This is a genomic window from Mycobacterium sp. (assembly GCF_049683355.1).
Taxonomy (GTDB): domain Bacteria; phylum Actinomycetota; class Actinomycetes; order Mycobacteriales; family Mycobacteriaceae; genus Mycobacterium.
Genome location: NZ_JBAUJB010000277.1, coordinates 1 through 25,096, shown reverse-complemented (window position 1 = coordinate 25,096; position 25,096 = coordinate 1). Strand labels below are relative to the sequence as shown.

At 68.3% G+C, this 25,096-nt stretch carries 22 protein-coding genes and 1 pseudogene; 8 read left to right on the top strand and 15 right to left on the bottom strand.

What is annotated here, in order from left to right:
* Both WA944_RS16465 and WA944_RS16460 read left to right on the top strand, forming a co-directional pair.
* Window positions 1-177, top strand: a 177-nt coding sequence (locus tag WA944_RS16465) for an aldehyde dehydrogenase family protein (RefSeq protein ID WP_526647141.1), incomplete at its 5' end; no start/stop codon positions are given.
* Window positions 178-202: 25 nt separating this feature from the next.
* Window positions 203-376 carry a hypothetical protein gene (locus WA944_RS16460; protein WP_526647139.1) on the top strand — a complete coding sequence of 58 codons (174 nt, stop codon included), beginning with the start codon at window positions 203-205 and terminating at the stop codon, window positions 374-376.
* A gap of 9 nt (window positions 377-385) precedes the next feature.
* On the opposite strand, the pseudogene WA944_RS16455 reads toward WA944_RS16460, so the two are convergent.
* Window positions 386-1,190: pseudogene (locus WA944_RS16455) on the bottom strand (SDR family NAD(P)-dependent oxidoreductase).
* Window positions 1,191-1,257: 67 nt separating this feature from the next.
* On the opposite strand from WA944_RS16455, the gene WA944_RS16450 reads away from it, so the two are divergent.
* A complete protein-coding gene (locus tag WA944_RS16450) occupies window positions 1,258-3,225 on the top strand; it encodes a flavin-containing monooxygenase (RefSeq protein ID WP_526610432.1) in 1,968 nt (655 codons plus the stop codon).
* Between the two features lie 14 nt (window positions 3,226-3,239).
* Window positions 3,240-4,022: a glucose 1-dehydrogenase gene (locus WA944_RS16445; RefSeq protein ID WP_526647138.1), complete on the top strand. Its 783-nt coding sequence runs from the start codon at window positions 3,240-3,242 to the stop codon at window positions 4,020-4,022.
* Here the strand turns inward: WA944_RS16445 and WA944_RS16440 are convergent.
* Together WA944_RS16440 and WA944_RS16435 are read right to left on the bottom strand one after the other, a co-directional pair.
* Window positions 4,019-6,805 (bottom strand): helix-turn-helix transcriptional regulator, encoded by a 2,787-nt coding sequence (locus WA944_RS16440; RefSeq protein ID WP_526647140.1) that lies wholly within the window; start codon window positions 6,803-6,805, stop codon window positions 4,019-4,021. The two genes, WA944_RS16445 and WA944_RS16440, sit on opposite strands and share 4 nt — an antisense overlap.
* A 54-nt stretch (window positions 6,806-6,859) precedes the next feature.
* On the bottom strand, window positions 6,860-7,843 hold the full coding sequence (locus tag WA944_RS16435; RefSeq protein ID WP_526610429.1) for an NADPH:quinone oxidoreductase family protein: 984 nt from the start codon (window positions 7,841-7,843) through the stop codon (window positions 6,860-6,862).
* 95 nt (window positions 7,844-7,938) lie between these two features.
* On the opposite strand from WA944_RS16435, the gene WA944_RS16430 reads away from it, so the two are divergent.
* Complete coding sequence (locus tag WA944_RS16430) at window positions 7,939-8,937, top strand: alpha/beta fold hydrolase (RefSeq protein WP_526610426.1); 999 nt, start codon at window positions 7,939-7,941, stop codon at window positions 8,935-8,937.
* Here the strand turns inward: WA944_RS16430 and WA944_RS16425 are convergent.
* The gene (locus WA944_RS16425) at window positions 8,913-10,256 is read right to left on the bottom strand and encodes a flavin monoamine oxidase family protein (RefSeq protein ID WP_526610423.1); all 1,344 of its coding nucleotides are present in this window, start codon (window positions 10,254-10,256) and stop codon (window positions 8,913-8,915) included. The two genes, WA944_RS16430 and WA944_RS16425, sit on opposite strands and share 25 nt — an antisense overlap.
* 147 nt (window positions 10,257-10,403) lie before the next feature.
* Here WA944_RS16425 and WA944_RS16420 point away from each other — a divergent pair, with 147 nt between their 5' ends.
* Window positions 10,404-11,891 carry a flavin-containing monooxygenase gene (locus WA944_RS16420; RefSeq protein WP_526647137.1) on the top strand — a complete coding sequence of 496 codons (1,488 nt, stop codon included), beginning with the start codon at window positions 10,404-10,406 and terminating at the stop codon, window positions 11,889-11,891.
* A gap of 26 nt (window positions 11,892-11,917) precedes the next feature.
* On the opposite strand, the gene WA944_RS16415 is transcribed toward WA944_RS16420, so the two are convergent.
* Together WA944_RS16415 and WA944_RS16410 are read right to left on the bottom strand one after the other, a co-directional pair.
* Entirely contained in the window at window positions 11,918-13,069 is a 1,152-nt protein-coding gene (locus tag WA944_RS16415) for an Rv3169 family protein (RefSeq protein ID WP_526610437.1), read from the bottom strand.
* Window positions 13,060-14,196, bottom strand: a complete 1,137-nt coding sequence (locus WA944_RS16410; protein ID WP_526374532.1) for a phosphotransferase family protein — start codon at window positions 14,194-14,196, stop codon at window positions 13,060-13,062. The genes WA944_RS16415 and WA944_RS16410 overlap by 10 nt, the downstream gene beginning before the upstream one ends.
* A 45-nt stretch (window positions 14,197-14,241) precedes the next feature.
* On the opposite strand from WA944_RS16410, the gene WA944_RS16405 reads away from it, so the two are divergent.
* Both WA944_RS16405 and WA944_RS16400 read left to right on the top strand, forming a co-directional pair.
* Window positions 14,242-14,844 (top strand): TetR/AcrR family transcriptional regulator C-terminal ligand-binding domain-containing protein, encoded by a 603-nt coding sequence (locus tag WA944_RS16405; protein ID WP_526374534.1) that lies wholly within the window; start codon window positions 14,242-14,244, stop codon window positions 14,842-14,844.
* A 4-nt stretch (window positions 14,845-14,848) separates the two neighbouring features.
* Window positions 14,849-15,547: a PIG-L deacetylase family protein gene (locus WA944_RS16400; protein WP_526374536.1), complete on the top strand. Its 699-nt coding sequence runs from the start codon at window positions 14,849-14,851 to the stop codon at window positions 15,545-15,547.
* On the opposite strand, the gene WA944_RS16395 is transcribed toward WA944_RS16400, so the two are convergent.
* From WA944_RS16395 to WA944_RS16355, 9 genes are all read right to left on the bottom strand, one after another.
* Entirely contained in the window at window positions 15,534-16,310 is a 777-nt protein-coding gene (locus tag WA944_RS16395) for an enoyl-CoA hydratase (protein WP_526374538.1), read from the bottom strand. The genes WA944_RS16400 and WA944_RS16395 overlap by 14 nt on opposite strands.
* Window positions 16,311-16,326: 16 nt before the next feature.
* Window positions 16,327-17,910 carry an NADH-quinone oxidoreductase subunit NuoN gene (gene nuoN, locus WA944_RS16390; protein WP_526374540.1) on the bottom strand — a complete coding sequence of 528 codons (1,584 nt, stop codon included), beginning with the start codon at window positions 17,908-17,910 and terminating at the stop codon, window positions 16,327-16,329.
* The gene (locus tag WA944_RS16385) at window positions 17,907-19,484 is read right to left on the bottom strand and encodes an NADH-quinone oxidoreductase subunit M (protein ID WP_526374542.1); all 1,578 of its coding nucleotides are present in this window, start codon (window positions 19,482-19,484) and stop codon (window positions 17,907-17,909) included. Before WA944_RS16385 ends, nuoN begins: the two co-directional genes overlap by 4 nt.
* A complete protein-coding gene (nuoL, locus tag WA944_RS16380; protein ID WP_526610418.1) occupies window positions 19,481-21,364 on the bottom strand; it encodes an NADH-quinone oxidoreductase subunit L in 1,884 nt (627 codons plus the stop codon). The genes WA944_RS16385 and nuoL overlap by 4 nt, the downstream gene beginning before the upstream one ends.
* Before the next feature lie 40 nt (window positions 21,365-21,404).
* A complete protein-coding gene (gene nuoK / locus WA944_RS16375; protein WP_163888854.1) occupies window positions 21,405-21,704 on the bottom strand; it encodes an NADH-quinone oxidoreductase subunit NuoK in 300 nt (99 codons plus the stop codon).
* Window positions 21,701-22,483 carry an NADH-quinone oxidoreductase subunit J gene (locus tag WA944_RS16370; RefSeq protein ID WP_526647136.1) on the bottom strand — a complete coding sequence of 261 codons (783 nt, stop codon included), beginning with the start codon at window positions 22,481-22,483 and terminating at the stop codon, window positions 21,701-21,703. The genes nuoK and WA944_RS16370 overlap by 4 nt, the downstream gene beginning before the upstream one ends.
* On the bottom strand, window positions 22,480-23,001 hold the full coding sequence (gene nuoI, locus WA944_RS16365; protein ID WP_526375695.1) for an NADH-quinone oxidoreductase subunit NuoI: 522 nt from the start codon (window positions 22,999-23,001) through the stop codon (window positions 22,480-22,482). Before nuoI ends, WA944_RS16370 begins: the two co-directional genes overlap by 4 nt.
* The gene (gene nuoH, locus WA944_RS16360) at window positions 22,994-24,226 is read right to left on the bottom strand and encodes an NADH-quinone oxidoreductase subunit NuoH (protein ID WP_163888860.1); all 1,233 of its coding nucleotides are present in this window, start codon (window positions 24,224-24,226) and stop codon (window positions 22,994-22,996) included. The genes nuoI and nuoH overlap by 8 nt, the downstream gene beginning before the upstream one ends.
* Window positions 24,223-25,096: molybdopterin dinucleotide binding domain-containing protein (locus tag WA944_RS16355; protein ID WP_526647135.1), on the bottom strand; the 874-nt coding region annotated here is incomplete at its 5' end. The genes nuoH and WA944_RS16355, both read right to left, overlap by 4 nt.

The following is a 25,096-nucleotide window of genomic DNA, read 5'->3' as shown; positions in this document are numbered from 1 at the left end:
GAGCAGGCCCGCCGGGTCGCCGACCGGATCGAGGCCGGGATGGTCTTCGTCAACGCCGTCGGCGCCGAAGGAGCCGAGCTCCCGTTCGGCGGCGTGAAGCGGTCGGGTTTCGGTCGAGAGCTGGGGCGCTTCGGCATCGACGAGTTCGTCAACAAAAAGCTGATCCGCATCAGCTGAGCGGGGTGGGCGGTAGCCTCACGCCATGGAAGTACTACGTGACGTAGTTGTACTGCTTCACCTCGTGGGGCTTCGCGGTGACGTTCGGGGCATGGGCAACGCCCGGCAGCGCCGCACCGGGGACGCGGTGCCGCGCCCGATCTTCGTCGGTGTCGGGGTGCTGGCATTCATGGCGGCGGCGGTCGCGGTCCTCTGGTGACCGGCGTGGTTATTGCTCGCCGAGGCCGATCAACTCGGTGACGTGGTGGTCGCGTCCGGCGGTGTAGCCACCGTCCACGGCGATGGCCTGGCCGCTGACGAAGCTGGCATCGGCCGACAGCAGGAACGTCGCCACCGCAGCGACCTCCTCGGGGCGGCCGAACCTGCGCAGCTTGTGCTCATGGCGTAGGCCCTCGCGCGGCCCGTCCATACCGGCAAGCCCCATGACCGACTCGAACAACGGGGTCTCGATGAACCCCGGGCACACCGTGTTGGCGCGGATTCCGCTGGGCCCGTAGTCGATCGCGACGTTCTTGGTGAGCAGCACCACCCCGCCCTTGGACGCGTTGTACGCGCTGCCGCCGGCTGTCCCCTCGAGCCCCTCGACGCTGGACAGTGTCACGAGCGCGCCACGTTCTCCGTCCACCCGGTCCTGGGTCAACATCTGGGACAGCGCGGCGCGCATCACGACGAACGTGCCTTTGAGGTTGACGTCGACGACGCGATCCCATTCCTCGTCGGGCAGCAGATGGATCGGGCCGCCGCCCCCGATCCCCGCAGAATGGACCACGCCGTCGAGACGGCCCGCTGCCTCGACCACCGCGGCAACCGCGCGCTGCACCGCTCCGGAGTCGAGGACGTCGGCGCGGTGGTAGCCGAAACTCGTCGAAAGTCCGTACGGCGCTTCGGGACTGAGATCCACACCGATCACCGATCACCGACGCGCCCTCGTCGAGCAGCCTCCTGACGGTCGCCTCACCGATGCCCGACGCCGCGCCGGTGACCAGAACGCCCTTGCCCGCAAGCCTGTGCATCGGCACAGTATTGCGCACGTCGGCGGATGCTGATCATCCATTGGTCGCCATATGTATGGTGTGGTGCATGCCACATGTCACTGGTGCCGCGGTCCGCGATCCGGAGCTGACACGGCTGACCGGTCTGCCGTTCGACGACTCCGACGACGTGATCCGCACCGCGATCGCCGAGGCCAGTGTGCCCGCGCTGCTGATGTCGATGGTGCACATGACCGGCGACCTCACCCTTCTCGACGAACTGCCGGGCCCGTTCATGCTCATCGCGATGGACCTGCAGGGCGGGATGAGCGAACCGGACAAGCAGGCCGTGCGCGACTGGGCTTTCGAGGTCGTCCGCGACTACCGCGACAGAGAGTGCCCGCCGCCGTTGATCCCCGACGAGCACCAACTGCGGGTGATGCTCGACGTGATGTCCGCCGGACAGGTCACCGACGAGTTCGTCGACTACATCGCCGCCGACCTCCGGTTCACCGACAAGGACCAGGCCGGGCCGGTGCTCTCCTCGACCGCTGAGCAACGTGCCGGCTTCCCGGTGGTCGTCATCGGGTGCGGAGAGTCCGGGCTGCTGGCGGGGATCAAGCTCAAACAGGCCGGCATCCCGTTCACGATCATCGACAAGCAGTCCGGGGTCGGTGGCACCTGGCTGGCCAACCGCTATCCGGGATGCCGTGTCGACATCGCCAGCCAGTACTACACCTACTCGTTCGAGCCCACCGACCACTGGCAACACCACTACGCCACCCAGCCCGAGATCCTGCAGTACCTGGGCGGCGTCATGGATCGCCACCAGATCGGCGAACACGTCCGGTTCGAGACCGAGGTGACCGGGGCCGCGTGGGACGAGGCGACGTCGACATGGCAGGTGCAGATCAGGGACGCCGACGGCACCTGCGAGACGCTCACCGCCCGCGGGCTGATCTGCGCGGTCGGCCAGTTCAGCAATCCGGTGATCCCGGACATCAAGGGCGCCAAGGACTTCGACGGCCCGTCGTTTCACACCGCCGACTGGGACGACACCGTCGACCTCGCCGGTAAGCGGGTGGCGGTCATCGGTGCCGGCGCCAGCGGGTTCCAGTTGGTCCCGGCGATCGCCGAGACCACCGCACACGTCGACGTCTACCAGCGCACCGCGCAGTGGATGGCGCCCAACGTCAACTACCACGCGCCCGTCGGTGACGGTTCCCGCTGGGCCATCCGGCATCTGCCGTACTACGGCCGGTGGCTGCGGTTCGTGTCGTGGTGGCCGATCGCCGACGCGCTCGACGAGCAGATCACCATCGACCCCGACTGGGACAACGGCGGGCTGTCGGTCAGCGCGGGAAACGAGTTCATCCGGGAGGTGTTCGTCGCGTGGATGCAGGCATTCACCCACGACGAGGAACTACTGGCCAAGGTGACGCCGAAGTACCCGCCGATGGGCAAGCGCACGCTGCAGGACGACGGCACCTGGCTGACCACGCTGCAGCGCGACGACGTCGAACTCATCACCGACGGCGTCGCCGAGATCACCGCGGACGGGGTGATCGACGGTATCGGCGTGCACCGGCCCGCCGATGTTCTGTTGTGGGCCACCGGTTTCGACGTCAACCACCAACTCGGGCCCATCAACATCCGCGGGTTGGCCGGCGCCAGCCTGAACGAGGTGTGGGGTGACGCCGCCTACGCCTACCTCGGCATGACGGTCAACGACTTCCCGAACTTCTTCTGCATGTTCGGGCCGGGCACCAACGCCGTCAACGGCGCCAGCCTGATCTACAACTCCGAATGCCAGATGCGCTACATCCTCGGGTGTATCGACATGGTGCTCACCTCGGGCGCTGCCTCGGCGATGCCCAAGGCCGAGGTGTGCACCGACTACGACCGGCGCAGCCAGGAGCGCCTGAAGACCATGGTGTACTCGCACCCCGCCGTCACGAGCAGCTACTACAAGAACTCCGCCGGTGAGCTGCCGACGCTGTTCGCGTGGCGCATCGTCGACTATTGGAAGTGGACACATCGCCCGAACCCGGACGACTACGAACTCGAAAAGCCTTGACAACAGGAGGATCGATGACAGGACGGTTGGCCGGAATGGTCGCCCTCATCAGCGGCGGCGCCCGGGGGATGGGCGCGTCCCATGCCCGCGAGATGGTCGCCCACGGCGCGAAGGTGGTCTGCGGCGACATCTTGGACGGCGAGGGCGAGCTGGTGGCCAAGGAACTCGGTGACGATGCGCGCTACGTCCATCTCGACGTCACCCGCACCGAGGACTGGGAAGCGGCGGTCGCCCACACCGTGGCCGAGTTCGGCGGGCTGGACGTGTTGGTGAACAACGCCGGCATCCTCAGCATCGGCACCGTCGAGGACTTCGAGCTCTCGGAGTGGCACCGCATCCTCGACATCAACCTCACCGGTGTCTTCCTGGGCATCCGCGCCGTGACGCCGACGATGAAGAACGCCGGACGCGGATCCATCATCAACATCTCCTCGATCGAGGGGATGGCGGGCACCATCGCCTGCCATGGCTACACCGCGACGAAGTTCGCAGTCCGCGGACTGACCAAGTCCACCGCACTGGAGTTGGGGCAGTTCGGGATTCGGGTGAACTCCGTGCACCCGGGCCTGGTCAAGACGCCGATGGCCGACTGGGTGCCCGAGGACATCTTGGCCGGTGCGCTGGGCCGCATCGCCCAGCCCAGGGAGGTCAGCAACCTGGTGGTCTACCTGGCCAGCGACGAGTCGAGCTTCTCCACCGGCGCGGAGTTCGTCGTCGACGGCGGGGTGCTGGCCGGACTGGCCCACAAGGACTTCTCCGATGTCGACGTCGACCAGCAACCCGACTGGATCGCCTAGGGCTCGCTGCGGGCCCGGTTCTGATCCATTCGCCGGCCCAACTCCGCGCGAGATCCGATGCCGAGCTTGCGGTAGATCTTCGTCAGGTTGTGCTCGACGGTCTTGGTGCTGATGAACATCGACGCGGCGATGTCCTTGTTGGTGGCGCCGGAGGCCGCCATCTCGGCGACCTGCTGCTCCGACGGGGTCAGCTGGCTGAGGTCGTCGTTGGGCGTCACCACGGCGCGGGCGAGCTCGGCCTGGGCCCGGCGCGCCCACAACGGCGTGCCCAGCTGCTCGAACTGCTGCAGCGCCTCGGTGAGATTGGCTGCCGCCGTGTGCTTCTGACGCAGCCGACGCTGCAACTGGCCGAGGATCAGCTGGGTCCTGGCCCGTTCGAACGGCATCGGCAGTCCGTCGTGTTCGGCCAACGCCTGATGCGCGGTCTTCTCGGCCGCGGTGACGTCTCCGCGCGCAGCCAGCAGGATCGCCCGGCAGCGGGCCCCGACCGCCTTCATCCAGGCCCGACCGTGCTCGAGGCCGTTGTGCTCGAGTGCGGCGGTGAGGAACTCGGCGTCGTCGAGTCGGCCCACCCCGACCATGGCCTCGATCACGTCGGGAAGGTGCCAGGCGTACATCAGCTCGGTGGCCGGCGGCCGGCGGCCCGTCAGAAACGTCTTGTCCAGCGCCTCGAGTGCCTCACGGTGATTGCCCAGCGACTCCTCCAGGAAGCACAGCGTCATCCCCGGCCAGTCCGCGACGTGCGACGAGCTGCGATTCTTCATCGCGACCAGGACCCATCGAGCGTCGGCGCGCGCGTCGTCCACCCGGCCGGCGTACGCCGCGACGGCCGCCCGCACCGTCATCGGGATGATCAGCACGTCGTCGCCGCCGAGTTGCTCGGCCCGTTCGACGGCCTCGGCGGCCTCCGCGGCGGCCTCGGCGAGCTGTCCGCGCCACACGTGGTTGATCGCCAAGAAACCCGCGATGGCCATCATGTCGCTCTCGGCGCCCCGCTCGACGCAGATTTCCCGCGCCGCCGTCAGCTCCCGATGTGCCTGCTCCAGACGACCGGTCCAGGACAACGCGAGCGCGTGCACGAACGGCGCCCGGAAGATGATCGGGACGTCCATGGAGCTGTCATAGAGTTCCCGGGCCCGTTCCAACGCGACGTGGTCCAGGCCGCGTCCGCACTGGAAGTTCACATGGACCGACCAGGACAGCGCGGCACTGCTCAACCCCGGCACCCCCAGCTCCTCGGCGAGCTTGACGGCATCGCGGACATGCCTGCGGGCATCGTCGAGCTCGCCGGCGCTGTTGAGCGCGAACGACAACCGCAGCAGCACCGTCACGGTCACGAAGTCGTTGCCCGCAGCGTCGTCGAGTGCCCGGCGCAACAACTCGACGGCCTCGGAATGCTCGTTCTGATACATCCGCACCATCGCGAGCTGGCTGAACGCCATGGCCCGCAGGATCCCCGGCTCCATCGTCTCCGCGGCGGTGCTGACCAGCATCCCCGCCTGCGTGGTGTCGCCGGCCAGGAAGTGGTTCTCCGCGGCCTTGATGCGCCGCAGCGGGTTGTCACCCCCCAGACCGATCGCCAGGTCGACCAGTTCGGCGGCGGCGGCCGGAGCCCCCCGGGCCCGCGCGGCGTCGGCGGCCTGGTCCAACGCGGTGAAGATCTCGTCGTCCGCATTCGCCGCGCCGAGCGCCAGGTGCCGCGCCTTGAGTTCGGGCTGGGTCTCCAGCGCGCTCAACCTGCGGTGCATGGCGCGGCGCACCGTCGGCCCGGCGTCGGCGTAGACGCCGCTGGCCAGCAGGGGATGGGTGAAGCGGACCCGGTTCCCTTCCAGGGTGAGGATGCCGCCGGCTTCGACCTGCTCGACCCGCCGGACCAGCTCCGCGGTGGTGATGTCGTTGGCGCCGGCCAGCAGCTCGACGGTGGGTTCAGCCACACAGGCCACGCTGAGCAGCAACGAGCGGACGTCCTCGTCGAGGAGGCCGATCCGCCTGCGGACCACATCGGCGAGCGTGGCGGGCAGCGGTAGTTCGGCGCCGGCCGCGCCGTCACCGATCGCGCGGGCCAGCTCGATCGCAAAAAACGGGTTGCCGCCGGAGATCTCCGCGATCCGGAGCACCGTCGGGCGGGAGAACCTCCGTCCCAGCCGTTCGGAGAGCACGCCGTGCAGCTGCCGGGTGTCCAGCGGCCGCACCGTGGCGCGGTGGACTCCGTCCGGACGGTCCAGGTGCATCCAGGCCACAGCCGTGCCTTCGCCCGGTTCACACCGCTCGGTGACCAGCACCCCGAACGCGCCCTTGAGCCGGCGCACGGCGAACTCGACCGCCCCGCGGCTGGAGCTGTCCAGCCACTGCGCGTCGTCGATCGCGACGATCACCGGTGCGTCGTCTGCCAACGTGCGCAGCACGTTCAGGAATCCCGCGGCCACGACCCGCTGATCGGTGGAGGGCCCGTCTGCTCCCGCGCGCAGCAGCACCCGGTCCAACGCCAGCAGCTGCAGCGACGGCAGCCGCGCGAAGCACGCCGGTTCGAGGTCGCCGAGCAGGTCGGCCAGCGCCGCGAACGCCATCACCGACTCCGCCTGGCCGACGCGCGCCGTCAACACCCGGAAGCCGCGGTCGCGGGCCTGCTGCAGCAGCGACATCCACAGCGTGGTCTTACCGATCCCGGCTTGCCCCTCGATGACCAGCCCGGCGGGCCGTGACGCTGCCGCAGCCAGGAATCCAGCAACCTGCCGATCCTCGGCAGATGACCCGCTAGCGCTAGCGGTGGACACAGGGTCCATCATCGCAGTGGGCAAAGACAGGCGCACGACTTCGGACGGTTCTGTGGGTCCGCGTCACCGCAGCACCACCACGACCTTGCCTTTCGCGGTCCGATCCTCCAGCGAGGCGATCGCCTCGGCGGCCCGCTCGAGCGGATACACCACCGGCTCGGGCGCGGGCACCGCACCCGAGGCCAGCAGCGGCTCCAGCTCCGCCCACTGCTCCTGCAGGTAGCCGGGATGGCTCAGTGTCCAGGCCCCCCACCCGACACCGACGGCGTCGACGTTGTTGAGCAGCAGCCGGTTCACCTTGATCGTGGGGATCTCCCCGCCGGTGAACCCGACGACGAGCAGTCGCCCGCCGGGAGCCAGCGAACGCAGCGAATCGGTGAACCGGTCACCGCCCACCGGGTCGACGACGATGTCCACCCCACGCCCGCCGGTGAGTTCCTTGACGGCATCCTTGAAACCGTCGGCCAGCACCACGTCGCTGGCCCCCGCCGCCCGGGCGACATCGACCTTGTCCTCGCTGCTGACCACGGCGATCACCCGGGACGCGCCGAACGGCCGCGCCAGCCGCAGCGTGGAGGTGCCGATACCGCCCGCGGCGCCGTGCACGAGCACAGTCTCCCCGTCACGCAGTCTGCCGCGGGTACGCAGCGCGAAGTGCACCGTCAGGTCGTTGAACAGTAGCCCGGCCCCCGCCTCGAACGACACCGAGTCCGGCAGCTTGAACAGCCGCTCCGATTGCAGCGCAACGACTTCGGCCATCGCCCCGCACAGCATCGTCAGCCCGGCCACCCGGTCTCCCGGGGCGACGTGGGCACCGTCGGGCGCACTTCGGACGACCCCGGCGATCTCCGCACCCGGGGTGTAGGGCATCGCCGGCTTGTACTGATAGAGCCCACGGGACTGCAGTGCGTCCGGAAACGCCACCCCCGCGGCGTGTACGTCGACGATGACCGTGTCGTCCCCGGCGGCGTTTTCGGCGGGTTCGTCGATGTCGACCACCTTGGCGGCCTGCGGTCCCTCGAGCTCGGCTATCTGTATGGCGCGCATCTGACCATTTAACTGCACCGTCGCCGGCCGCCTCGGCCGGTACAGTCAGCTCACCGGCCAAGTCGCCGGACCAGGGGAGTGCACAGGGAGCGCGGATGGCACGAAGCTTTGGCACCCGATTGCAGGGCGGATTCGCCCCAGCCCGGGAACTGCCCCCGGGCAGGGTCGTCGACGTCCGGTCCCGAGACGGCGTACGGCTGCACACCGAGGTGTTCGGACCCCCCGACGGCTACCCGATCGTGCTCGCGCACGGGATCACCTGCGCCATCCGGGTCTGGGCCTATCAGATCGCCGACCTGGCCCAGCACTACCGGGTGATCGCCTACGACCATCGCGGCCACGGGCGCAGCTCGGTGCCGCCGCGCCGGGGCGGTTACAGCCTCGACCACCTTGCCGCCGACCTGGACGCCGTGCTGGACGCGACGCTGGCGCCCGACGAGCGCGCGGTCGTCGCCGGCCACTCGATGGGCGGTATCGCGATCAGTTCCTGGTCGGAGCGGTATCCGCATCGGGTCGCACAGCGTGCGGACGCGGTGGCGCTGATCAACACCACCACCGGTGACCTGCTGCGCAACGTCAACCTGCTGCCTGTGCCCGCGACGCTGGCCGACGCGCGGGTGCGGGCGGCGGGGTCCTTGCTCAGGACCTTCGGCGCGGCGCCGTTGCTGCGCGCCGCCGACCGTCCGAGTCGACGCTTCGTGTCGACGATCGCGGTGGGCCGCGACGCCGACCCGGCCGTCGTCGACTTCGTCTTCGAGTTGTTCAACGGCACCCCGCCGGCCGGACGCGGGGGCTGGGCGCGGGTGCTGGTCGACCACCTCGGCCCGAAGCACATCGCGCTGAAGAACCTGACGGTGCCCACGCTGGTCATCGGCAGCCAGAAAGACCGGCTGCTGCCGATGGTGTCGTCGCGCCGGATCGCGGCCACCGCGCCGAATCTGGCCCGGTTCGTCGAGCTCGCCGGTGGGCACTGCGCGATCCTGGAGCGCCCGGCCGAGGTCAACGAACACCTGCGGTGGCTGGTCGAGGAGGCCAGTCAGGCCGGGGCGAGCGAAGCGACGGGGAAGAATCAGGAGCGCCGCATCAGCTCCTGATGTGCCTCGGCGGCCGCCCGGAGGCCGGAGCGCACCGCGCCGTCCAGAAAGCCCGTCCACTCGTCGGCGGTCTCGGTGCCCGCCCAGAAGATGGCGTCCACCGGGGCGCGCAACCACCGCCCGTGCGTCGTCCACGAGCCGGGCGGGACGGCCGCTGTCGGCCCGCCGGGGGCGAATTGCTCGGTGCCCCAACAGTGATCGAGATAGCCCATCGGATGTGCGGCGGCGTCGCCGAACAGGGCGGCGAACCCGGCGAGCGCGACCTCGCGCCGCTTGTCGCCGGGCAGCGCGTCGAAGACGCTGGCATCGGTGAAACCCAGCAGAATCCCGGGGCCGGCGTCGCCGGGGCTGACGTCGAAGGTGATGAACACCGGCCCCTCGTCGGACAGCGCCTCCCCGGAGCAACCGTTGTCGCGCCAGAACGGGGTCTCGTAGGCCGCGTAGGCCTTGCTCAGGCGTCCCTGCGGCCAGTGCCGCGTGAGCTCGCGGTGCTCGGGTGGCAACGCCGGCTCGAACTCGATGCCGGCGCGGTGGGCGGGCGGGACCGCGACGACGACCGCGCGACCGCTGTACTCACCAACTGCGGTGGCGACGGTCAGGGTGCCGTCGGGGCGGCGTTCGATGCGCTGTACCGGTGCGCCGAGCACCACCCGGTCGCCGAGTTCGTCGGCCATCCGGACCGCGATCTGCTGGGTTCCCGCCGGGAAGCGGTCCTGCTGGGCGCCGCCCTCGACGTCGAGCATGCGACCGAGGCCACCCGCGGCCTTGACGTAGCGCACCGCATGCAGCAGCGAGACCGCGCCGGGTTCGCAGCCCCACGTCACCCGCGCCATGATCGCCATCAGGTCGCGCGTCGAGGCCCCGGCGTGCACCGACCGTAGCCAGTCGTCGAGCGAGACGGCGTCGAGGTCCGCGGCGATCGGCGAGGCCCACGGCTCGGCCACCGGGACCTTCCTGCTCAACCGGTCGAACCGCCACTGGATCCGCGACACGTCGAGCAGTTCGATGATCGACAACCGGGGGATCGTGCTGCGGTAGGACCGCACCCGGCCGCGCCAGCGGATCAGGTTCTTTCCCTGGCCGTAGGTCGGGACCGACTCGCAGCCCAGCTCGGCGGCCAGCGCGAGCACCGCGTCCTGGGTCGGCCCGACGAACGTCGCCCCGAGATCGACCGGCACCCCGGCCAGCTCCGCGGTGTAGGATCGGCCGCCGACGCGGTCGCGACCTTCGACGACGACAACGTCGTATCCGAGCCGGGTCAGCTCACGCGCCGCGGACAGTCCCGCGAAACCCGCTCCCACGACAACGACGTCGGCCATCCCCCCATCGTGGCGGATTCGGCGTGCAAACGTGCGCGGAGCGACGATTCGCACGCCGAAATCGCCCTGATTGATTGAGCGAGATCGTCGACGCGCCGGGGGGTGGACCCATATCGTGGTACGTGACCGGACCAAAGGAGCTTGCGGATGTACGGCAACGATGCAGACCCGGACTACACCGATGTGCTGATCATCGGTGCGGGGATCTCCGGGATCGGGGCTGCCCACCACATCAAGGAGCGCAACCCCGCGATGAGCTACCGGATCCTCGAGCGGCGTTCGCGCATCGGCGGCACCTGGGACCTGTTCCGATACCCGGGCATCCGGTCCGACAGCGACATCTTCACGCTATCGTTCCCGTGGGAGCCCTGGACGCGCCCGGAGAACGTCGCCGACGGCGAGTACATCCGTGAGTACCTGACGACGACTGCGCGCAAGCACGGCATCGACCAGCACATGCAGTTCGACACGCATGTGAAGTCCGCCGAATGGGACTCGAAGACCGACACCTGGACGATTCGCACCGAGCAGGACGGCCAGGAGCGGCTGTTCCGGTCACGCTTCGTGTTCTTCGGGACGGGCTACTACAGCTATGACGACCCGTACACCCCCGAGTTCCCCGGTATCGAACACTTCCGCGGCGAGGTGGTGCACCCGCAGTTCTGGCCCGAGGATCTGGACTATTCGGGCAAACGGGTGGTGGTGATCGGCAGCGGAGCCACCGCGATCAGCCTGATCCCGGCCCTGACCGAGAAGGCCGAACACGTGACGATGCTGCAGCGCTCGCCGACCTACATGATGTCGATGGCGCGCATCGACCCGATGGTGGACTTCATCCGCAGGGTGTTGCCGCGCAGGTTGTCCCACTCGGTGGTGCGCGTCCGCAACGCCGCCTTCCACATCCTGACCTATTTCATGTTCCGTAAGGCGCCGAAGTTCGGGCGCAAGCTCATCCGCAGCCGCGCCAAGGCGGCACTGCCCGCCGGCTATGACGTCGACGTGCACTTCAAGCCGAAGTACAACCCGTGGGATCAGCGGATGTGCCTGATCCTCGACGACGATCTGTTCAACAGGATCAAAGACGGGCGCGCCGAGGTGGTCACCGACAACATCGACCATGTCGACGAGAACGGCATCGTGCTGAAATCGGGCGCCCGGGTGGACGCCGACGTGATCGTCACCGCGACGGGGCTGCAACTGCAGGCCCTCGGCGGCATCCGCATCATCCTCGACGACACCGAGATCAAGATCACCGACCGGTTCGTCTACAAGGAGTACCTGCTCGAGGATGTGCCGAACATGGCGTGGTGCATCGGGTACACCAACGCGTCGTGGACGCTGCGCGCGGACATGACGGCCAAAGCGTTCGCGAAGCTGTTGGCGTACATGGATTCTCGCGGCTACACGCACGCCTACCCGCATCGTGGTGACGCTCCGATGGCCGAGAAGCCGGCGTTCGACCTGCAGGCGGGTTACATCAAGCGGGCACCGCACGCGCTGCCGAGGTCAGGCACCCGCCGGCCGTGGAACGTGCGGCACAACTACCTGCTCGACGTCATCGACCACCGGTTCGACCGGATCGAGGAGTCGATGGTGTTCGGCCGCGCCGCGGTCCGCGAACCCCGCCCCGCCTGAGCGCACACCCTTTCCGGCGGAGGGGGCTACGGGGCTACGGTGAGCCAGTCGGCGAAACCTGACGGGTCGTGGCGGCCGAGCGCCCCGTGCTCGAACAGCCCCCAGCCCTCGCGTTCGGCGCCGTCGGCGTCGCGGCACACCGCGCGGCCGACGTGGTCGATGACCCCGAAGCCGGCCCGGCCGACGATCGCCGGGTCGGTCATGTCGTAGGTCAGGCGCTCGGTGAAGTTCGCGCCCTTCCACATGCCGTGGATCCAGTCGGGGTCACCGCCGTAGCCACCGCCGACGTGGATCGGCGCGGCCAGCTTGGACTCGACATCAAAATGCACCGGGCTGCCGTCGACCGCGGTGGCGTCGACGGTCGCTCCGGTGGGGATGCGGGTGCCGGAGCGGTAGTGGATCTTGACCCTGGGCCACCCCAGCTGTTCCACGCGACCGTCCTTCCAGATCCGCGTGCAGTCGTTGAGCGTCCGGAAACCGCTGGGGTCCTCCTGGATGATCATCACGACCCCGAAGTCGTCGAACGCCATCGGAATGTAGAGCCACCACATGCCCTCGAACGGCGGGTCGTCGGGCCTGCCTGCGGGTTCGGCCTCACCGACGGGACGGATACCCCAGGACCGGTCGCGGGTGCCGATCCAGCGGGCGGGGTCGACCGTGATGTCCTCACCATCGATCGAGAGCTGACCGCTCCAGGTGCCGACCTGCGCGAACCGTTGGGCGTCCAGCGTCACCCGGGTTCCGCGGCGCATGACGTGCGGCTGCTCCTGAACCACGTCGAACAGGCCCTCCCAGGTGAGATCGGCAGCGATTCCGTCGGTTTCGTCGAGCACGATCCGCAGCTTGCGCAGCGGTTCGACGACCTCGACGCGGTACCCACCGACATGCTGATTGAGCCGGTCCTGATCGATCGGGTCGGACAGGTGCACCGCGGTCTGGGTATCACCGCTGCCGCCGTATCCGCCGCCTCCGCGGCGGGCCACGAGCAGGAACGCGTCCTTCACGCCCAGGTTCGGGTAGTAGCCGATGCCGGTGATGACGAAGATGCCGCCGGTGCGGTCGTGTGCGTTGTAGTAGGACCGGTCGTAGAAGTTGCGGTCCGAGGAACCGGGCCACGCGATCGGCTGCGGCACCTGGTGCACCGGGTATTCATCCATCGGTCCGAGCATCAGTGGGATTCTCCGATCAGTCTTTTCAGCAGTGACGCGTGGTAGAAGAGGCTCTCGACGTCGTCGGGTTTCTCGATTTCCCCGAAACGCACGCGGCGCGCCCCGGTACGCATGAACACGCAGCACCAGATGACACCGGAGAACACGTAGAACCAGTCGAGGTCGCCGACCTCGACCCCGGTCAGGTCGCGGTAGGTGGCGCGCACATCCTCCTCGCGCAGGAAGTCCGGCATGCCGGGCAATCCGGCCAGCTTGGTCAGCTCCTGGAACACCATGTGCGCGAACCCGATCCACGCGATGTCGAACTCCCGCGGGCCGACGGTCGCCATCTCCCAGTCCAGCACGGCGACCGGGACGAAGTCACGGTAGATGACGTTGCCGATGCGGGCGTCACCCCACACCAGCACGGGTTCGGCCGCGGCCATGTCGGCGGGGAAGCGGTCTTCCAGCCAAGCCAGTGCCCGTTCGACCAGGGGTGACCGGCCGATGTCGGGGACGCTGAACTCATACCAGTTCTTCAGCCATCCGAAGTGCCGGTGCAGCGCCGTCTCGCCGGGCGGGTCGACGTCCTGGAGGAAGCCGAACACCTGCTGCGCGTTGGGAATCGAATGCAGCTTGGCGAGCACCTCGACGGTGCTGTCCTGTAGCCGGCGTTGTTGGTCGGCGGTGGCGTCGTGCAGCCAGTTGTCCCCGAAGGTATAGGGCATCACGTCGGGCGGGACGAGTCCGTCGACGCGATCCATCAGGAAGAACGGCCGGCCCAGCACGTCGCCAGTGGTCTCCAGCCAGCGCACCTGCGGGACCGCAACGTCGGTCAGCTCGCCGACCAGCCGGATCACCTCGTGTTGATGGTCCAGGCGGTAGTGCTCGAACACCGGCACGTCGGCCTCGGTCGGTGAGACCCGGGCCACCCACTTCTGTTCGACCGGGTTGCCGGCCTGCTGCCACCGCCCGGACACCAGGATCGTCTCCGACGACATGCCGTTGGAGTCGACGCCGCTTTCCACGGTGATCTCCGGTGTGGCATCACCGAGCACGGTGGACAGCCACTTCGACAGCGTGGCAGGAACATCGGCCATGTCGCGACTGGACCGCTGAAGCCGCCCTACTTCCTCGACGGCTGGTTCATTGATCACGAACAGGTCCTTCCCGCCCACCGTTATGCTACCGTGGGTAGCGTTATGAAAGCAGAGCCGTTACCGGTTGACAAGGCCCCGGGTGCCGGGCGGCCCCGGGATCCGCGTATCGACGCTGCCATATTGCGCGCCACCGCGGATCTGCTTGTCGAAATCGGATATCCAAATGTCACGATGGCTGCTGTCGCCGAGCGCGCCGGGACCACCAAGACCGCGCTGTACCGCCGATGGTCCAGCAAAACCGAACTGGTCCACGAGGCGGCGTTCCCGGCCGCCCCCACGGCGATCCAGGATCCGCCGGGGGACATCGCCGCCGATTTGCGCGCAATGATCGAAGCGGCCCGCGACGTGTTCACCAGCCCGGTGGTGCGCGCTGCGCTACCCGGGTTGATCGCCGACATGTCGGTCGACGCCGAGCTCAGCGGACGGGTCACGGCGAGGTTCACCGACCTGTTCGGCGCGGTCCGGGCCCGGTTGCACGACGCCGTCGAGCGCGGTGAGGTGCGCTCCGGTGTGGACCCCGACAGACTCGTCGGGCTGATCGGCGGCGCCACGCTGCTGGCGCTCCTGCAGAACCCCGACGAGCTGGCCGGGGCCGGGTGGGTGAACAACACCGCCGCGATCCTGCTGCACGGTGTGGTGGCATAGAGGGGTGTCCGAAGAGCAGACCCTGCAGCCGTTCCCCACGGACTGGCGCACCGCGCTGGTGCTCGTGCCGCATCCCGACGACCCCGAGTACGGCATCGGCGCCGCGGTGGCGGCGTGGACCGCGTCCGGCAAGACCGTGCACTACGCGCTCGCCACCCGCGGTGAGGCGGGCATCGAAGGCATGCCGCCGGAGCAGGCGGCCCCGGTGCGGGAGGCCGAGCAGCGGCGGTCGGCGGCCGTCGTCGGCGTGCACGATGTGCGCTTCTGGGATTTTCCCGACGGCCAGGTACGGGACACGCCGCGGTTGCGCGCGCAGATCGCCGAGACGATCGGTGAGATCGCACCTGAGGTGGTCATTACCATCTACAGCGGCCCGCGGTGGGCGCCCGATGCGCCGAACCAGGCCGACCATATCGAGTTCGCCAATGCCGTTGCTGCGGCGTTTGATTCATTGCCGAATCCGCCCAGGTGGCTCTTCGAGAACGGGCCGGAGGCGACGCACGGGCAGCCAGTGGACGGGTTCGTCGACGCCGCAGTGGCATCGCTGGCCGCCCACGAGGTCTACCTGCAGATCCTCGACCCCGACACACCGGCCATCGAGCAGGCGCGCACCCAGGTCGAGGAGACGACCCGCCCGCACCCGTCGTTCGACGGCCGGCCGACGGTGCAGTTCATCTTGCGCCGACCGATCAATCCGGCCTGATTTGTTCCCTGTTGCGTTGCGAGACAGCGTCGAACGTCACATCGAGGGTGTCGAAGTTCCGGTGCTGGGCGAAGGCGATCTTCTCCTCGGCCGCCAGCGCGGGGCCGGTCACCGCCGACGCGCCGGTCGTATAGATCTCCTTGAGGCCACGCATCGTCGGCCGTGCCACCTCGGCGATCTGGGAGGCGAGTTCGACCGCCCGCTCGAGCAGCGGCTGATGGGGCACCACCTCGGTCACCAGCCCGATCCGCTCGGCGCGCGCAGCGTCGACGACCTCACCCGTCATCGACAGCCGTCGGGCCATCGCCGCGCCGACCAGCTGGGGGAGTCGGGCGGTCATCCCGCCGCCCGGCAGGATCCCCACCCGGGCGTGGGTGTCGGCGAACACCGCCCGTTCCGAGGCGATCAGGAAGTCACAGCCCAGCGCCATCTCCAGGCCACCGGTGAACGTGGCGCCGTTGATCGCGCCGACGACCGGGGTGCGCATCTTCGCCACGGCCGTGATGCAGCTCTGTGTTCGGAACTCTTCGAAGTACGACAACCCGTCGCGCGCTGCCTCTTTGAGGTCGACGCCCGCGCAGAATGCCGGATCGGTGCCGGTCAGCACCACCGCCCGCACCGACTCGTCCACGTCGGCCGCTGTCAGCGCGGCGTAGGTCGCCCGAATCAGGTCCCGGCTCAGAGCGTTTCGCGCGGCGGGACGGTTCAACGTCACCACCCGGACTGCACCCCGGTCGAGGGTCATCACCAAGTGCTCAGTCATCACTTCATCATTCGTGTCAAAGGAACCGGTCCGCCGAATTCGCGAGGTCCAGCAGGGGCTGCGGCAGCGCGCCGAGTGCGAACGTGACCGCCGCGGTGACGGTGACGACGGCCGTCGTCAGCGCGCGGGGCATCACCACCACCGGGGCGTCGTCGGGGCGGTCGGTGAAGAACATCAACACGATCACCCGGACATAGAAGTACGCCGCGATGGCGCTGGCGAGAACGCCGACCACCACCAACGGGATGGCGCCACCCTCGCCGGCGGCCTTGAACACCGCGAACTTGCTGACGAAGCCACTGGTCAGCGGGATCCCGGCGAACGCCAGCAGGAAGAGCGAAAAGACCACCCCGACAACGGGATAACGTTTCCCGAGTCCGGCCCAGCGCGACATCGCGGTGTCCTCCTCGCCTGCACGGTCGCGGACCAGGCTCACCACCGCGAACGCCCCGACCGTGGAGAAACCGTACGCGAACAGATAGAACAGCGTCGACGACAGCCCGGCTTCGTTGCCGGCGATCACGCCGGTCAGGATGAAGCCGGTGTGCGCCACCGCCGAATATCCGAGCATCCGCTTCATGTCGGTCTGGGTGACCGCGGTGACCGTGCCGACCACCATCGTCAGGATCGCGATCGCCCACAGCACGGGCCGCCAGTCGGCGTGCAATTCCGGCAGGGCCACGTAGAACAGCCGCAGCATCGCGCCGAACGCGGCGATCTTGGTGGCGGCGGCCATGAACGCGGTGATCGGGGTGGGCGCCCCCTGGTACACGTCGGGGATCCACGAATGGAACGGCACGGCGCCGACTTTGAACAACACGCCGACCATTACCAACCCGGTCCCGACGAGGGCGAGCGACGGCTTGCCGGCGCCGGCGGACACCGCCTCGGCGATGCCGTCGAGTGACATCGTGCCGGCGTACCCGTACAGCATCGCCGCGCCGTAGAGGAAGAAGGCCGACGAGAAGGCGCCGAGCAGAAAGTACTTCAGCGCCGATTCCTGCGAGAGCAGCCGTCGCCGTCGTGCCAGGCCGCACAGCAGATACAGCGGAAGCGACAGCACTTCCAGTGCGATGAACATCGTCAACAGGTCGTTGGCCGCGGGGAAGAGCAGCATGCCGCCCACCGCGAACAGCGTCAGCGGGAACACCTCGGTCTGGGTGATGCCCGCCCGCGTCGCCAGCTTCTCGTCGACACTTCCCGCGATCGCCGAGGCCTGCGGGGTGAATGCGTCCAGGCCGCGGGAATCCGCTGTGTTGTCGGCATGCTCGCCGGTGTGCCCGATCTGCCGCTCACCGATCAGCAGCACCCCCAGCACGCCGACCAAGAGGATGGTGCCCTGCAGGAACAACGCGGGCCTGTCGACGGCGACAGAACCCATCATCGCGGTGAATCCATTGCCGCCGCCCAGGTCTCGCGACACCATGACGACGGCGACGAACGCTGCGACCAGCGCGGCGAGGCTCAGGGTGACCTGGGCGCCGTAGCGCTGCCGCCGGGGAAGGAAGGCTTCGACGAGAACACCGACGACGGCCGCGCCGAGCACGATGAGCATGGGCGACAGCAGCCAGTACTCGACGCTGGGAGTGGGGACGTTCATCGCGCCGGGCCTTCCGCCATCCGGGGTGCCGGGTCAGGCTGATCGATTGTGGTCAGAGTGTGGGTCACAGCGGGGTTGATGACGTCGAGCGCCGGCTTGGGATACACCCCGAGCACCAGCAGCAGCGCGATCAGGGGAGCGACGACGACGATCTCCCGCGGCACCAGATCACGCAGCTTTCCCTCGCCGTGGGCCAGCTCGTCGGGCACCGGCCCGGTCATCATCCGCTGATACATCCACAGGATGTAGATCGCGGACAGCACCAACGCGCTGGCCGCCAGGACGGCGAATGCCGGGTACCGGGTGAACGTGCCGATCAACACCAGGAACTCGCTGATGAACGGCGCCAGGCCGGGAAGTGACAGCGTCGCCAGCCCGGACACCAGGAATGTCCCGGCCAACACCGGCGCCACCTTCTGCACCCCGCCGTAGTCACTGATGAGACGAGACCCCCGCCGCGACACCAGGAACCCGGCGATCAGGAACAGCGCCGCGGTCGAGATGCCGTGGTTGACCATGTACAGCGTCGAACCGGACTGGCCCTGGCTGGTCATCACGAAGATCCCGAGGATGATGAACCCGAAGTGTGAGATGGACGTGTAGGCGATCAGTCGCATCACGTCGGTCTGGCCGATCGCCACCACAGCGCCGTAGACGATCCCGATCACCGCGAGGGTGATGATCAGCGGGCTGAAGTACTTCGCGGAGTCGGGGAACAGTTGCAGGCAGTACCGGATCATGCCGAACGTGCCGACCTTGTCCATGATCGCCATCATCAGCACCGCGCTGGCCGGCGTCGCCTCCACCGCGGAGTCGGGCAGCCACCGGTGCAGCGGCCACAGCGGTGCTTTGACGGCGAAGGCGAACATGAACCCGCCGAACAGCAGGTGCATCACCATCGGGTTCACCACGAACTCGCCGCCGGCCAGCGCCGCGACGATCTCGCGGAAATCGAAGGTACCCGCGGTGAAGGCGTCACTCTGCGCGGTCACCACATACAGGCCGACGACCGCCGCCAGCATGATCAGACCGCCGAACAGGTTGTACAGCAGGAACTTCACCGCTGCGGCGCTGCGGTTCGCGCCACCGAAGCCGCCGATCAGGAAGTACATCGGGATCAGCATGGCTTCGAAGAACACGTAGAACAGCAGGATGTCCAGCGACACCAGCGAGATCAACACCATGCCCTCGACGGCCAGCGTCAACGCGAAGTAGATGTTGACCGAGCGCCCGCCCCAGCTGAGCCGGTCGCGGGCGTCGTTCCAGCCGGCGATGATCAGTAGGGGCACCAACACTGCGGTGAGCACCACCAGGGCCAGTGCGATGCCGTCGATACCGAGGATGTATCCGGTCCCGAAAGACGGTATCCACTGGTGGGACTCGACGAACTGGAACTGTTCGCCGGCGGGGTCGAATCCGACGGCCACCACGGCCGTGACGGCCAGTACCGCCAACGACACGGCGAGCGCGGTCCATTTCGCGAGAGCGCGCTGGGTCGCCGGCAGCAGCATCACCAAGGCCGCGCCCAGCATGGGAGCCGCCCACAGCACCGTTAGCCACGGAAACGAGGTCACCACAGGTTCACCGCCAGGATCGCCGCGACGACGAGGACCGTGCCGGCGAGCATCGACAGCGCGTAGGACCGGGCGAAGCCGGTCTGCAGCCGCCGCAAGCCGTCGGACACGCGCCCGACGGCGGCTCCCAGTCCGCTGCCCGCACCGTCGACTGCCTCGTCGTCGATCTCCACCAGTCCGGCCGTGATGACCGCGCCCGGGCCCATCAGCACCTTCTCGTTGAACACGTCGCCGTAGAGGTCCCGGCGCGCCGCGACCGTCAGCGCCGAACCGGCCGGAACCGCTTCGGGTACCGGCCGCGAGCCGTACATGCGGTAGGCGATGACGATCCCGACGGTGACCACCGACAGCACGATCACCGTCACCACCCACACCGGCAGCACATGGTGGATCTCTGCGGAGCCGACCACCGGCGCCAGCCAGTGCTCGAGGGTGCCGCCGATCGCCAGGGCGGCGCCCGCGGTGACCGAGCCGACCGCCAGCAGGATCATCGGCACGGTCATCACCGCCGGGGACTCGTGCGGATGTGTGGTGTGTGGATCCCAGCGTTTCGGCCCGAAGAACGTCATCAGCATCACCCGGGTCATGTAGAACGCGGTGATTCCGGCGCCCAGAATCGTTGCACCACCGAGGATGATGCCCTTGGCCCCGCCTGCGCCCAGCGCGACTTCGATGATGCCGTCCTTGGAGAAGAACCCGGCCAGCGGCGGGATGCCGATGATCGCGAGATAACCCAGCCCGAAGGTGACGAACGTGATCGGCAACGCCTTGCGGAGTCCGCCGTAGCGGCGCATGTCGACTTCGTCGTCCATCGCGTGCATGACCGACCCGGCACCGAGGAACAGTCCGGCCTTGAAGAAGCCGTGGGTCAGCAGGTGCATGATCGCGAACGCATAGCCGACAGGGCCCAGGCCGGCGGCCAGCACCATGTAGCCGATCTGGCTCATCGTCGACGCGGCCAGCGCCTTCTTGATGTCGTCCTTCGCGCAGCCGATGACGGCGCCGAACAACAGCGTCACCGCGCCGACGACCACGACGGCAGTCTGCGCATGCGGGGCCAGGTCGAACACCGGGCCCGAGCGCACGATCAGATAAACGCCGGCGGTGACCATGGTGGCGGCGTGGATCAGCGCCGACACCGGTGTCGGGCCCTCCATCGCGTCGCCGAGCCAGGACTGCAGCGGAACCTGGGCGGACTTCCCGCACGCGGCCAGCAGCAGCATCAACCCGATCGCGGTCAACGTGCCCTCGGTGAGGACCGGCGCGGCATCGAACACGGCGCCGAACGACACGGAGCCGACGGCGGCGAACATCACCATCAGCGCGATCGCCAGCCCGACGTCACCGACCCGGTTGACGACAAACGCCTTCTTGGCCGCCGTCGCGGCCGACGGCTTGTGCGACCAGAACCCGATGAGCAGGTACGACGCCAGACCCACGCCCTCCCAGCCCATGTAGAGCCCGAGGTAGTTGTCGGCCAGCACCAACAGCAGCATCGCGGCGAGGAACAGATTGAGATAGCCGAAAAACCTTCGGCGTCCCGGGTCTTCGGCCAAGTAGCCGATCGAGTAGACATGGATCAGCGAACCGACGCCGGTGATCAGCAGCACAAAGCACATCGACAGCTGGTCGATCTGCAGACCGAAGTCGACGCGCAGCTCACCGACCGGAACCCAGGAGAACAGCGATTCCTGGGTTGCCCTGCCCTCGGCGTCACGGCCGATCATGTCGACGAACAGCACTGCGGCACAAACGAAGGACGCCACCGCGGCAAACGTCCCGAGCAGGTGGCCCCACCGGTCGGAGCGCCGGCCGGACAGCAGCAGGACCGTCGCACCCGCCAGTGGCAGCGCGATCGGGAGCCACACAGGAACTGTCATCGGCTCATCAGGCCCGTCTCTTCTTCGCGCAAGCGGCTCATCAGTTCTTCAGCAGGCTTGCGTCGTCGACGCTGGCAGAGCGCCGGGACCGGAAGATGGTCATGATGATGGCCAGGCCGATCACCACCTCGCATGCGGCGACCACCATCGTGAAGAACGCCACCACCTGACCGTCGAAGTGTCCGTGCATCCGGGAGAACGCGACGAACGCCAGGTTCGCGGCGTTGAGCATCAGTTCCACGCACATGAACATGACCAGTGCGTTGCGGCGCAACAGCACCCCGGAGGCGCCGATGGTGAACAGCAGCACCGACAGGTAGAGGTAGTTCTCGGGATTCACCGAAGCTCACCACCGACGCCGCCGTCCTCGCCGTCCGGGTCTCGGGGTACCTCGCGCAACTGCAGGATCGCGCTGACCGACAGTTCGGAGGCCGAACCGTCGGGCAGCCGGGCCGGCACGTCGACGGAGTTGTGCCGTGCGTAGACGCCCGGGTTGGGCAGTGTGGTCGGGTGCCCGCCCGGCGCGAACCGCTCGGCGGCCCGCTCCCGTTGAGTCTTGCGACGCTCCAGCCGTTCCCGGTGTGCCAGCAGCATCGCCCCCAGGGTGGCCGTGATCAGCAGCATCCCCGTCAGCTCGAAGGCCCACAGGTAGCGGGTGAAGATCAGCGCGGCCAATCCTTCGACGTTGCCGTACGCGTTCGCCTCGGTCATGCCGGCGAACCCGCTCACCGAGAAGCTGCCGATGCCGGCGATCAACAGGATGCCGAAGCCCGCACCGCTGCCGATTGCCGCGAGGCGTTGGCCGCGAAGGGTTTCCACCAGGGAATCAGAGGAGTCGACACCGATCAGCATCAGCACGAACAGGAATAGCATCATCACCGCGCCGGTGTACACCACCACCTGGACGACGCCGAGAAACGGTGCGTCCTGGGCGATGTAGAGCACGGCGAGCGCGATCATCGTGACTGCCAGCGCGATCGCCGAGTAGACCGCCTTCGGTGCGGCGACCACGCCGAGGGCGCCGGCCACCGCCACCGCTGCGAGGACCCAGAACACGACGGCTTCGCCGGTGGTGGTGTTACCGGATTCGGTGATGGCCGCCAGGATCTCGGTGCTCACCGCACCTCCTCGGAAGGGCTGATGTTACCGAGGTAGTAGTCCTCGTCGGTGCTGCCCGGTGCCATCGGGTGAGGTGGCTGCTCCATGCCGGGCTGCAGTGGGGCCAGCAACTTGTCCTTGCCCAGGATCAGGTCGGCCCGGTTGTCGTCGGCCATCTCATAATCGGTGGTCATCGTCAGCGCCCGGGTGGGGCAGGCCTCGATGCACAACCCGCAGCCGATGCAGCGCAGGTAGTTGATCTGGTAGACGCGGCCGTAGCGCTCGCCGGGCGAAAACCGTTCATTCTCTGTGTTGTCGGCGCCTTCGACGAAGATCGCGTCGGCGGGGCAGGCCCAGGCGCACAGCTCGCAGCCGATGCATTTCTCCAGCCCGTCGGGATACCGGTTGAGCTGATGGCGGCCGTGGTACCGCGGCGCCACGGGGCCGGGTTTCTCCGGGTACTCCTCGGTGACCGGCTTCTTGAACATCGATCCGAACGTGACGCCGAAACCTGCGACGGCATCGAGGAACTTAGGCATCTGCGGGCTCCTTCGCCGGCATCGGCGGCACCGGGAAGGCGCCGTCGTCGACCGATCGGGCGGGTGGTGCGGGGGTCCTGCGTACGTTCCTGGCGCGCACGGCTCGCCAGCCGGCGAGCAGTAGAGCGATCGTCGCCACGATGCCCGCGCCGATCAGGGCGGTGGCCCAGGCCTGGTAGCCGGAGTCACGCAGCGTGCGGGTGGCCGCGACGATCATCGTCCACCCGAGCGCCACCGGGATGAGGATCTTCCAGCCCAGCGCCATGAACTGGTCGTAGCGCATCCGGGGCAGGGTGGCGCGCAACCACATGAACACGAACAGGAACAGCCACACCTTCGCGGTGAACCACAGCAGCGGCCACCAGCCGGTGTTGGCACCGTCGATGATGCTGATCGGCCACGGCGCGTGCCAGCCACCGAGGAACAGCGTGGTCGCCAGCGCCGACACCGTCGTCATGTTGACGTACTCGGCGAGCATGAACATCGCGAACTTCAACGACGAGTACTCGGTGTGGAACCCGCCGACGAGTTCACCTTCGGCTTCGGGCAGATCGAATGGTGCCCGGTTGGTTTCACCGACCATCGACGTCAGGTAGACCAGGAACGACGGCAACAGCAGGAAGATGAACCAGACGTCGTTCTGGGCCGCGACGATCCCCGAAGTCGACATGGTCCCGGCGTAGATGAACACCGTCACGAACGACAGCGCCATCGCGATCTCGTAGGAGACCACCTGCGCCGAGGACCTCAGCCCGCCCAGCAGAGGGTAGACCGAGCCCGACGCCCAGCCGGCCAGCACGATGCCGTACACCCCGATCGAGGTGACCGCGAGGATGTAGAGCACCGCCACGGGCAGGTCGGTGAGCTGCAGGGCGGTCCGGTGGCCGAACACCGACACCTCGCCGCCCATCGGGATGACGGCGAACGCCATGAACGCCGGTATCACCGCGATGACCGGCGCGGCCAGGTAGATCCCCTTGTCCACCCCCGCGGGGATCAGCCCCTCTTTGAGGGCGAGCTTGACACCGTCGGCCAGCGACTGCAGCAGCCCGCCCGGTCCGACCCGGTTGGGCCCGAGACGCAACTGCATGCGGCCCAGGATCTTTCGTTCGATCAGGATGGCCGAAAGCACAGTGAGCAGCAGGAAGACGAAGATGCCCAGGGACTTCGCCAGGATCAGCCACCAGGGATCGTGGCCGAACAGTGTCGGATCGGGATAGGTCACGCCGGACCCCTTTCGATCGACACAACCGCCCCCAGCGCTACCCCGAGGGTGTGGTGCACCGAGCTGCCGGCGGAGTTCAGCGGCAGCCACACCACGCGGTCGTCCATGTCGGTGATCTCCAGTGGAAGCGTGATGGCGCCGCGGTCGGTTCGCACCGTCACCGGTTCGCCGTCGGCGGCGCCGATCTCGGCGGCCGTCGCGGCCGACAGCCGCACCTGGGGCGCGCGGGCGGTACCGGCGAGGTGCGGTTCGCCGTCTTGAAGTCGCCCGGCGTCGAGCAGCATTCGCCATCCCGTCAGGACCGCCTGCCCGCTCACCGGATGCGGCGGCGCCACCCCGGACTGCGGCGGCTCGTGGCGGGCCCCCGCCCACAGCCCGAGCGCGGCGCGTTCGTCGGCGGCCGCGGTGACCGTCCGCAGGCCGAGGTCGACGCCGATCTCGTCGGCCAGGAAGGTCAGCACCCGCAGGTCCGGGACCGCGTTGGTGTGCAGCGACGGCTCGAAGGGCCGGATCCGTCCCTCCCAGTTGACGAACGAACCCGCCTTCTCCACCACCGGCGCGATCGGGAACACCACGTCGGCACGGGCGGTGACCGCACTCTCGCGCAGTTCCAGGCTCACGACGAACGGGGCCGCTTCGATCGCGGCCAGCGCGGCACCGGGATCGGGCAGGTCGTCGAGTTCGACACCACCGACCAGCAGAGCGCCCAGCTCACCTTGGCGTGCCGCGTGCAGGATCCCGGTGGTGTCGCGACCCGGCACGTTCGGCAGCTCGTCGACGTGCCAGGCGGTGGCCAGCTCTTCGCGGGCCGCCGCATCGGCCACCGGACGCCCGCCGGGCAGCAGGTTGGGCAATGCGCCGGCCTCCACC

Coding starts and splice junctions, on each gene's coding strand:
- WA944_RS16420 (WP_526647137.1), top strand. CDS start 10,404: ATGTACGGCAACGATGCAGACCCGGACTACACCGATGTGCTGATCATC.
- WA944_RS16435 (WP_526610429.1), bottom strand. CDS start 7,843: ATGCGCGCCATACAGATAGCCGAGCTCGAGGGACCGCAGGCCGCCAAG.
- nuoL (WP_526610418.1), bottom strand. CDS start 21,364: ATGACAGTTCCTGTGTGGCTCCCGATCGCGCTGCCACTGGCGGGTGCG.
- WA944_RS16430 (WP_526610426.1), top strand. CDS start 7,939: ATGGCACGAAGCTTTGGCACCCGATTGCAGGGCGGATTCGCCCCAGCC.
- nuoN (WP_526374540.1), bottom strand. CDS start 17,910: ATGAACGTCCCCACTCCCAGCGTCGAGTACTGGCTGCTGTCGCCCATG.
- WA944_RS16445 (WP_526647138.1), top strand. CDS start 3,240: ATGACAGGACGGTTGGCCGGAATGGTCGCCCTCATCAGCGGCGGCGCC.
- WA944_RS16450 (WP_526610432.1), top strand. CDS start 1,258: ATGCCACATGTCACTGGTGCCGCGGTCCGCGATCCGGAGCTGACACGG.
- nuoI (WP_526375695.1), bottom strand. CDS start 23,001: ATGCCTAAGTTCCTCGATGCCGTCGCAGGTTTCGGCGTCACGTTCGGA.
- WA944_RS16425 (WP_526610423.1), bottom strand. CDS start 10,256: ATGGCCGACGTCGTTGTCGTGGGAGCGGGTTTCGCGGGACTGTCCGCG.
- WA944_RS16405 (WP_526374534.1), top strand. CDS start 14,242: ATGAAAGCAGAGCCGTTACCGGTTGACAAGGCCCCGGGTGCCGGGCGG.
- WA944_RS16440 (WP_526647140.1), bottom strand. CDS start 6,805: ATGGACCCTGTGTCCACCGCTAGCGCTAGCGGGTCATCTGCCGAGGAT.
- WA944_RS16395 (WP_526374538.1), bottom strand. CDS start 16,310: ATGACTGAGCACTTGGTGATGACCCTCGACCGGGGTGCAGTCCGGGTG.
- WA944_RS16460 (WP_526647139.1), top strand. CDS start 203: ATGGAAGTACTACGTGACGTAGTTGTACTGCTTCACCTCGTGGGGCTT.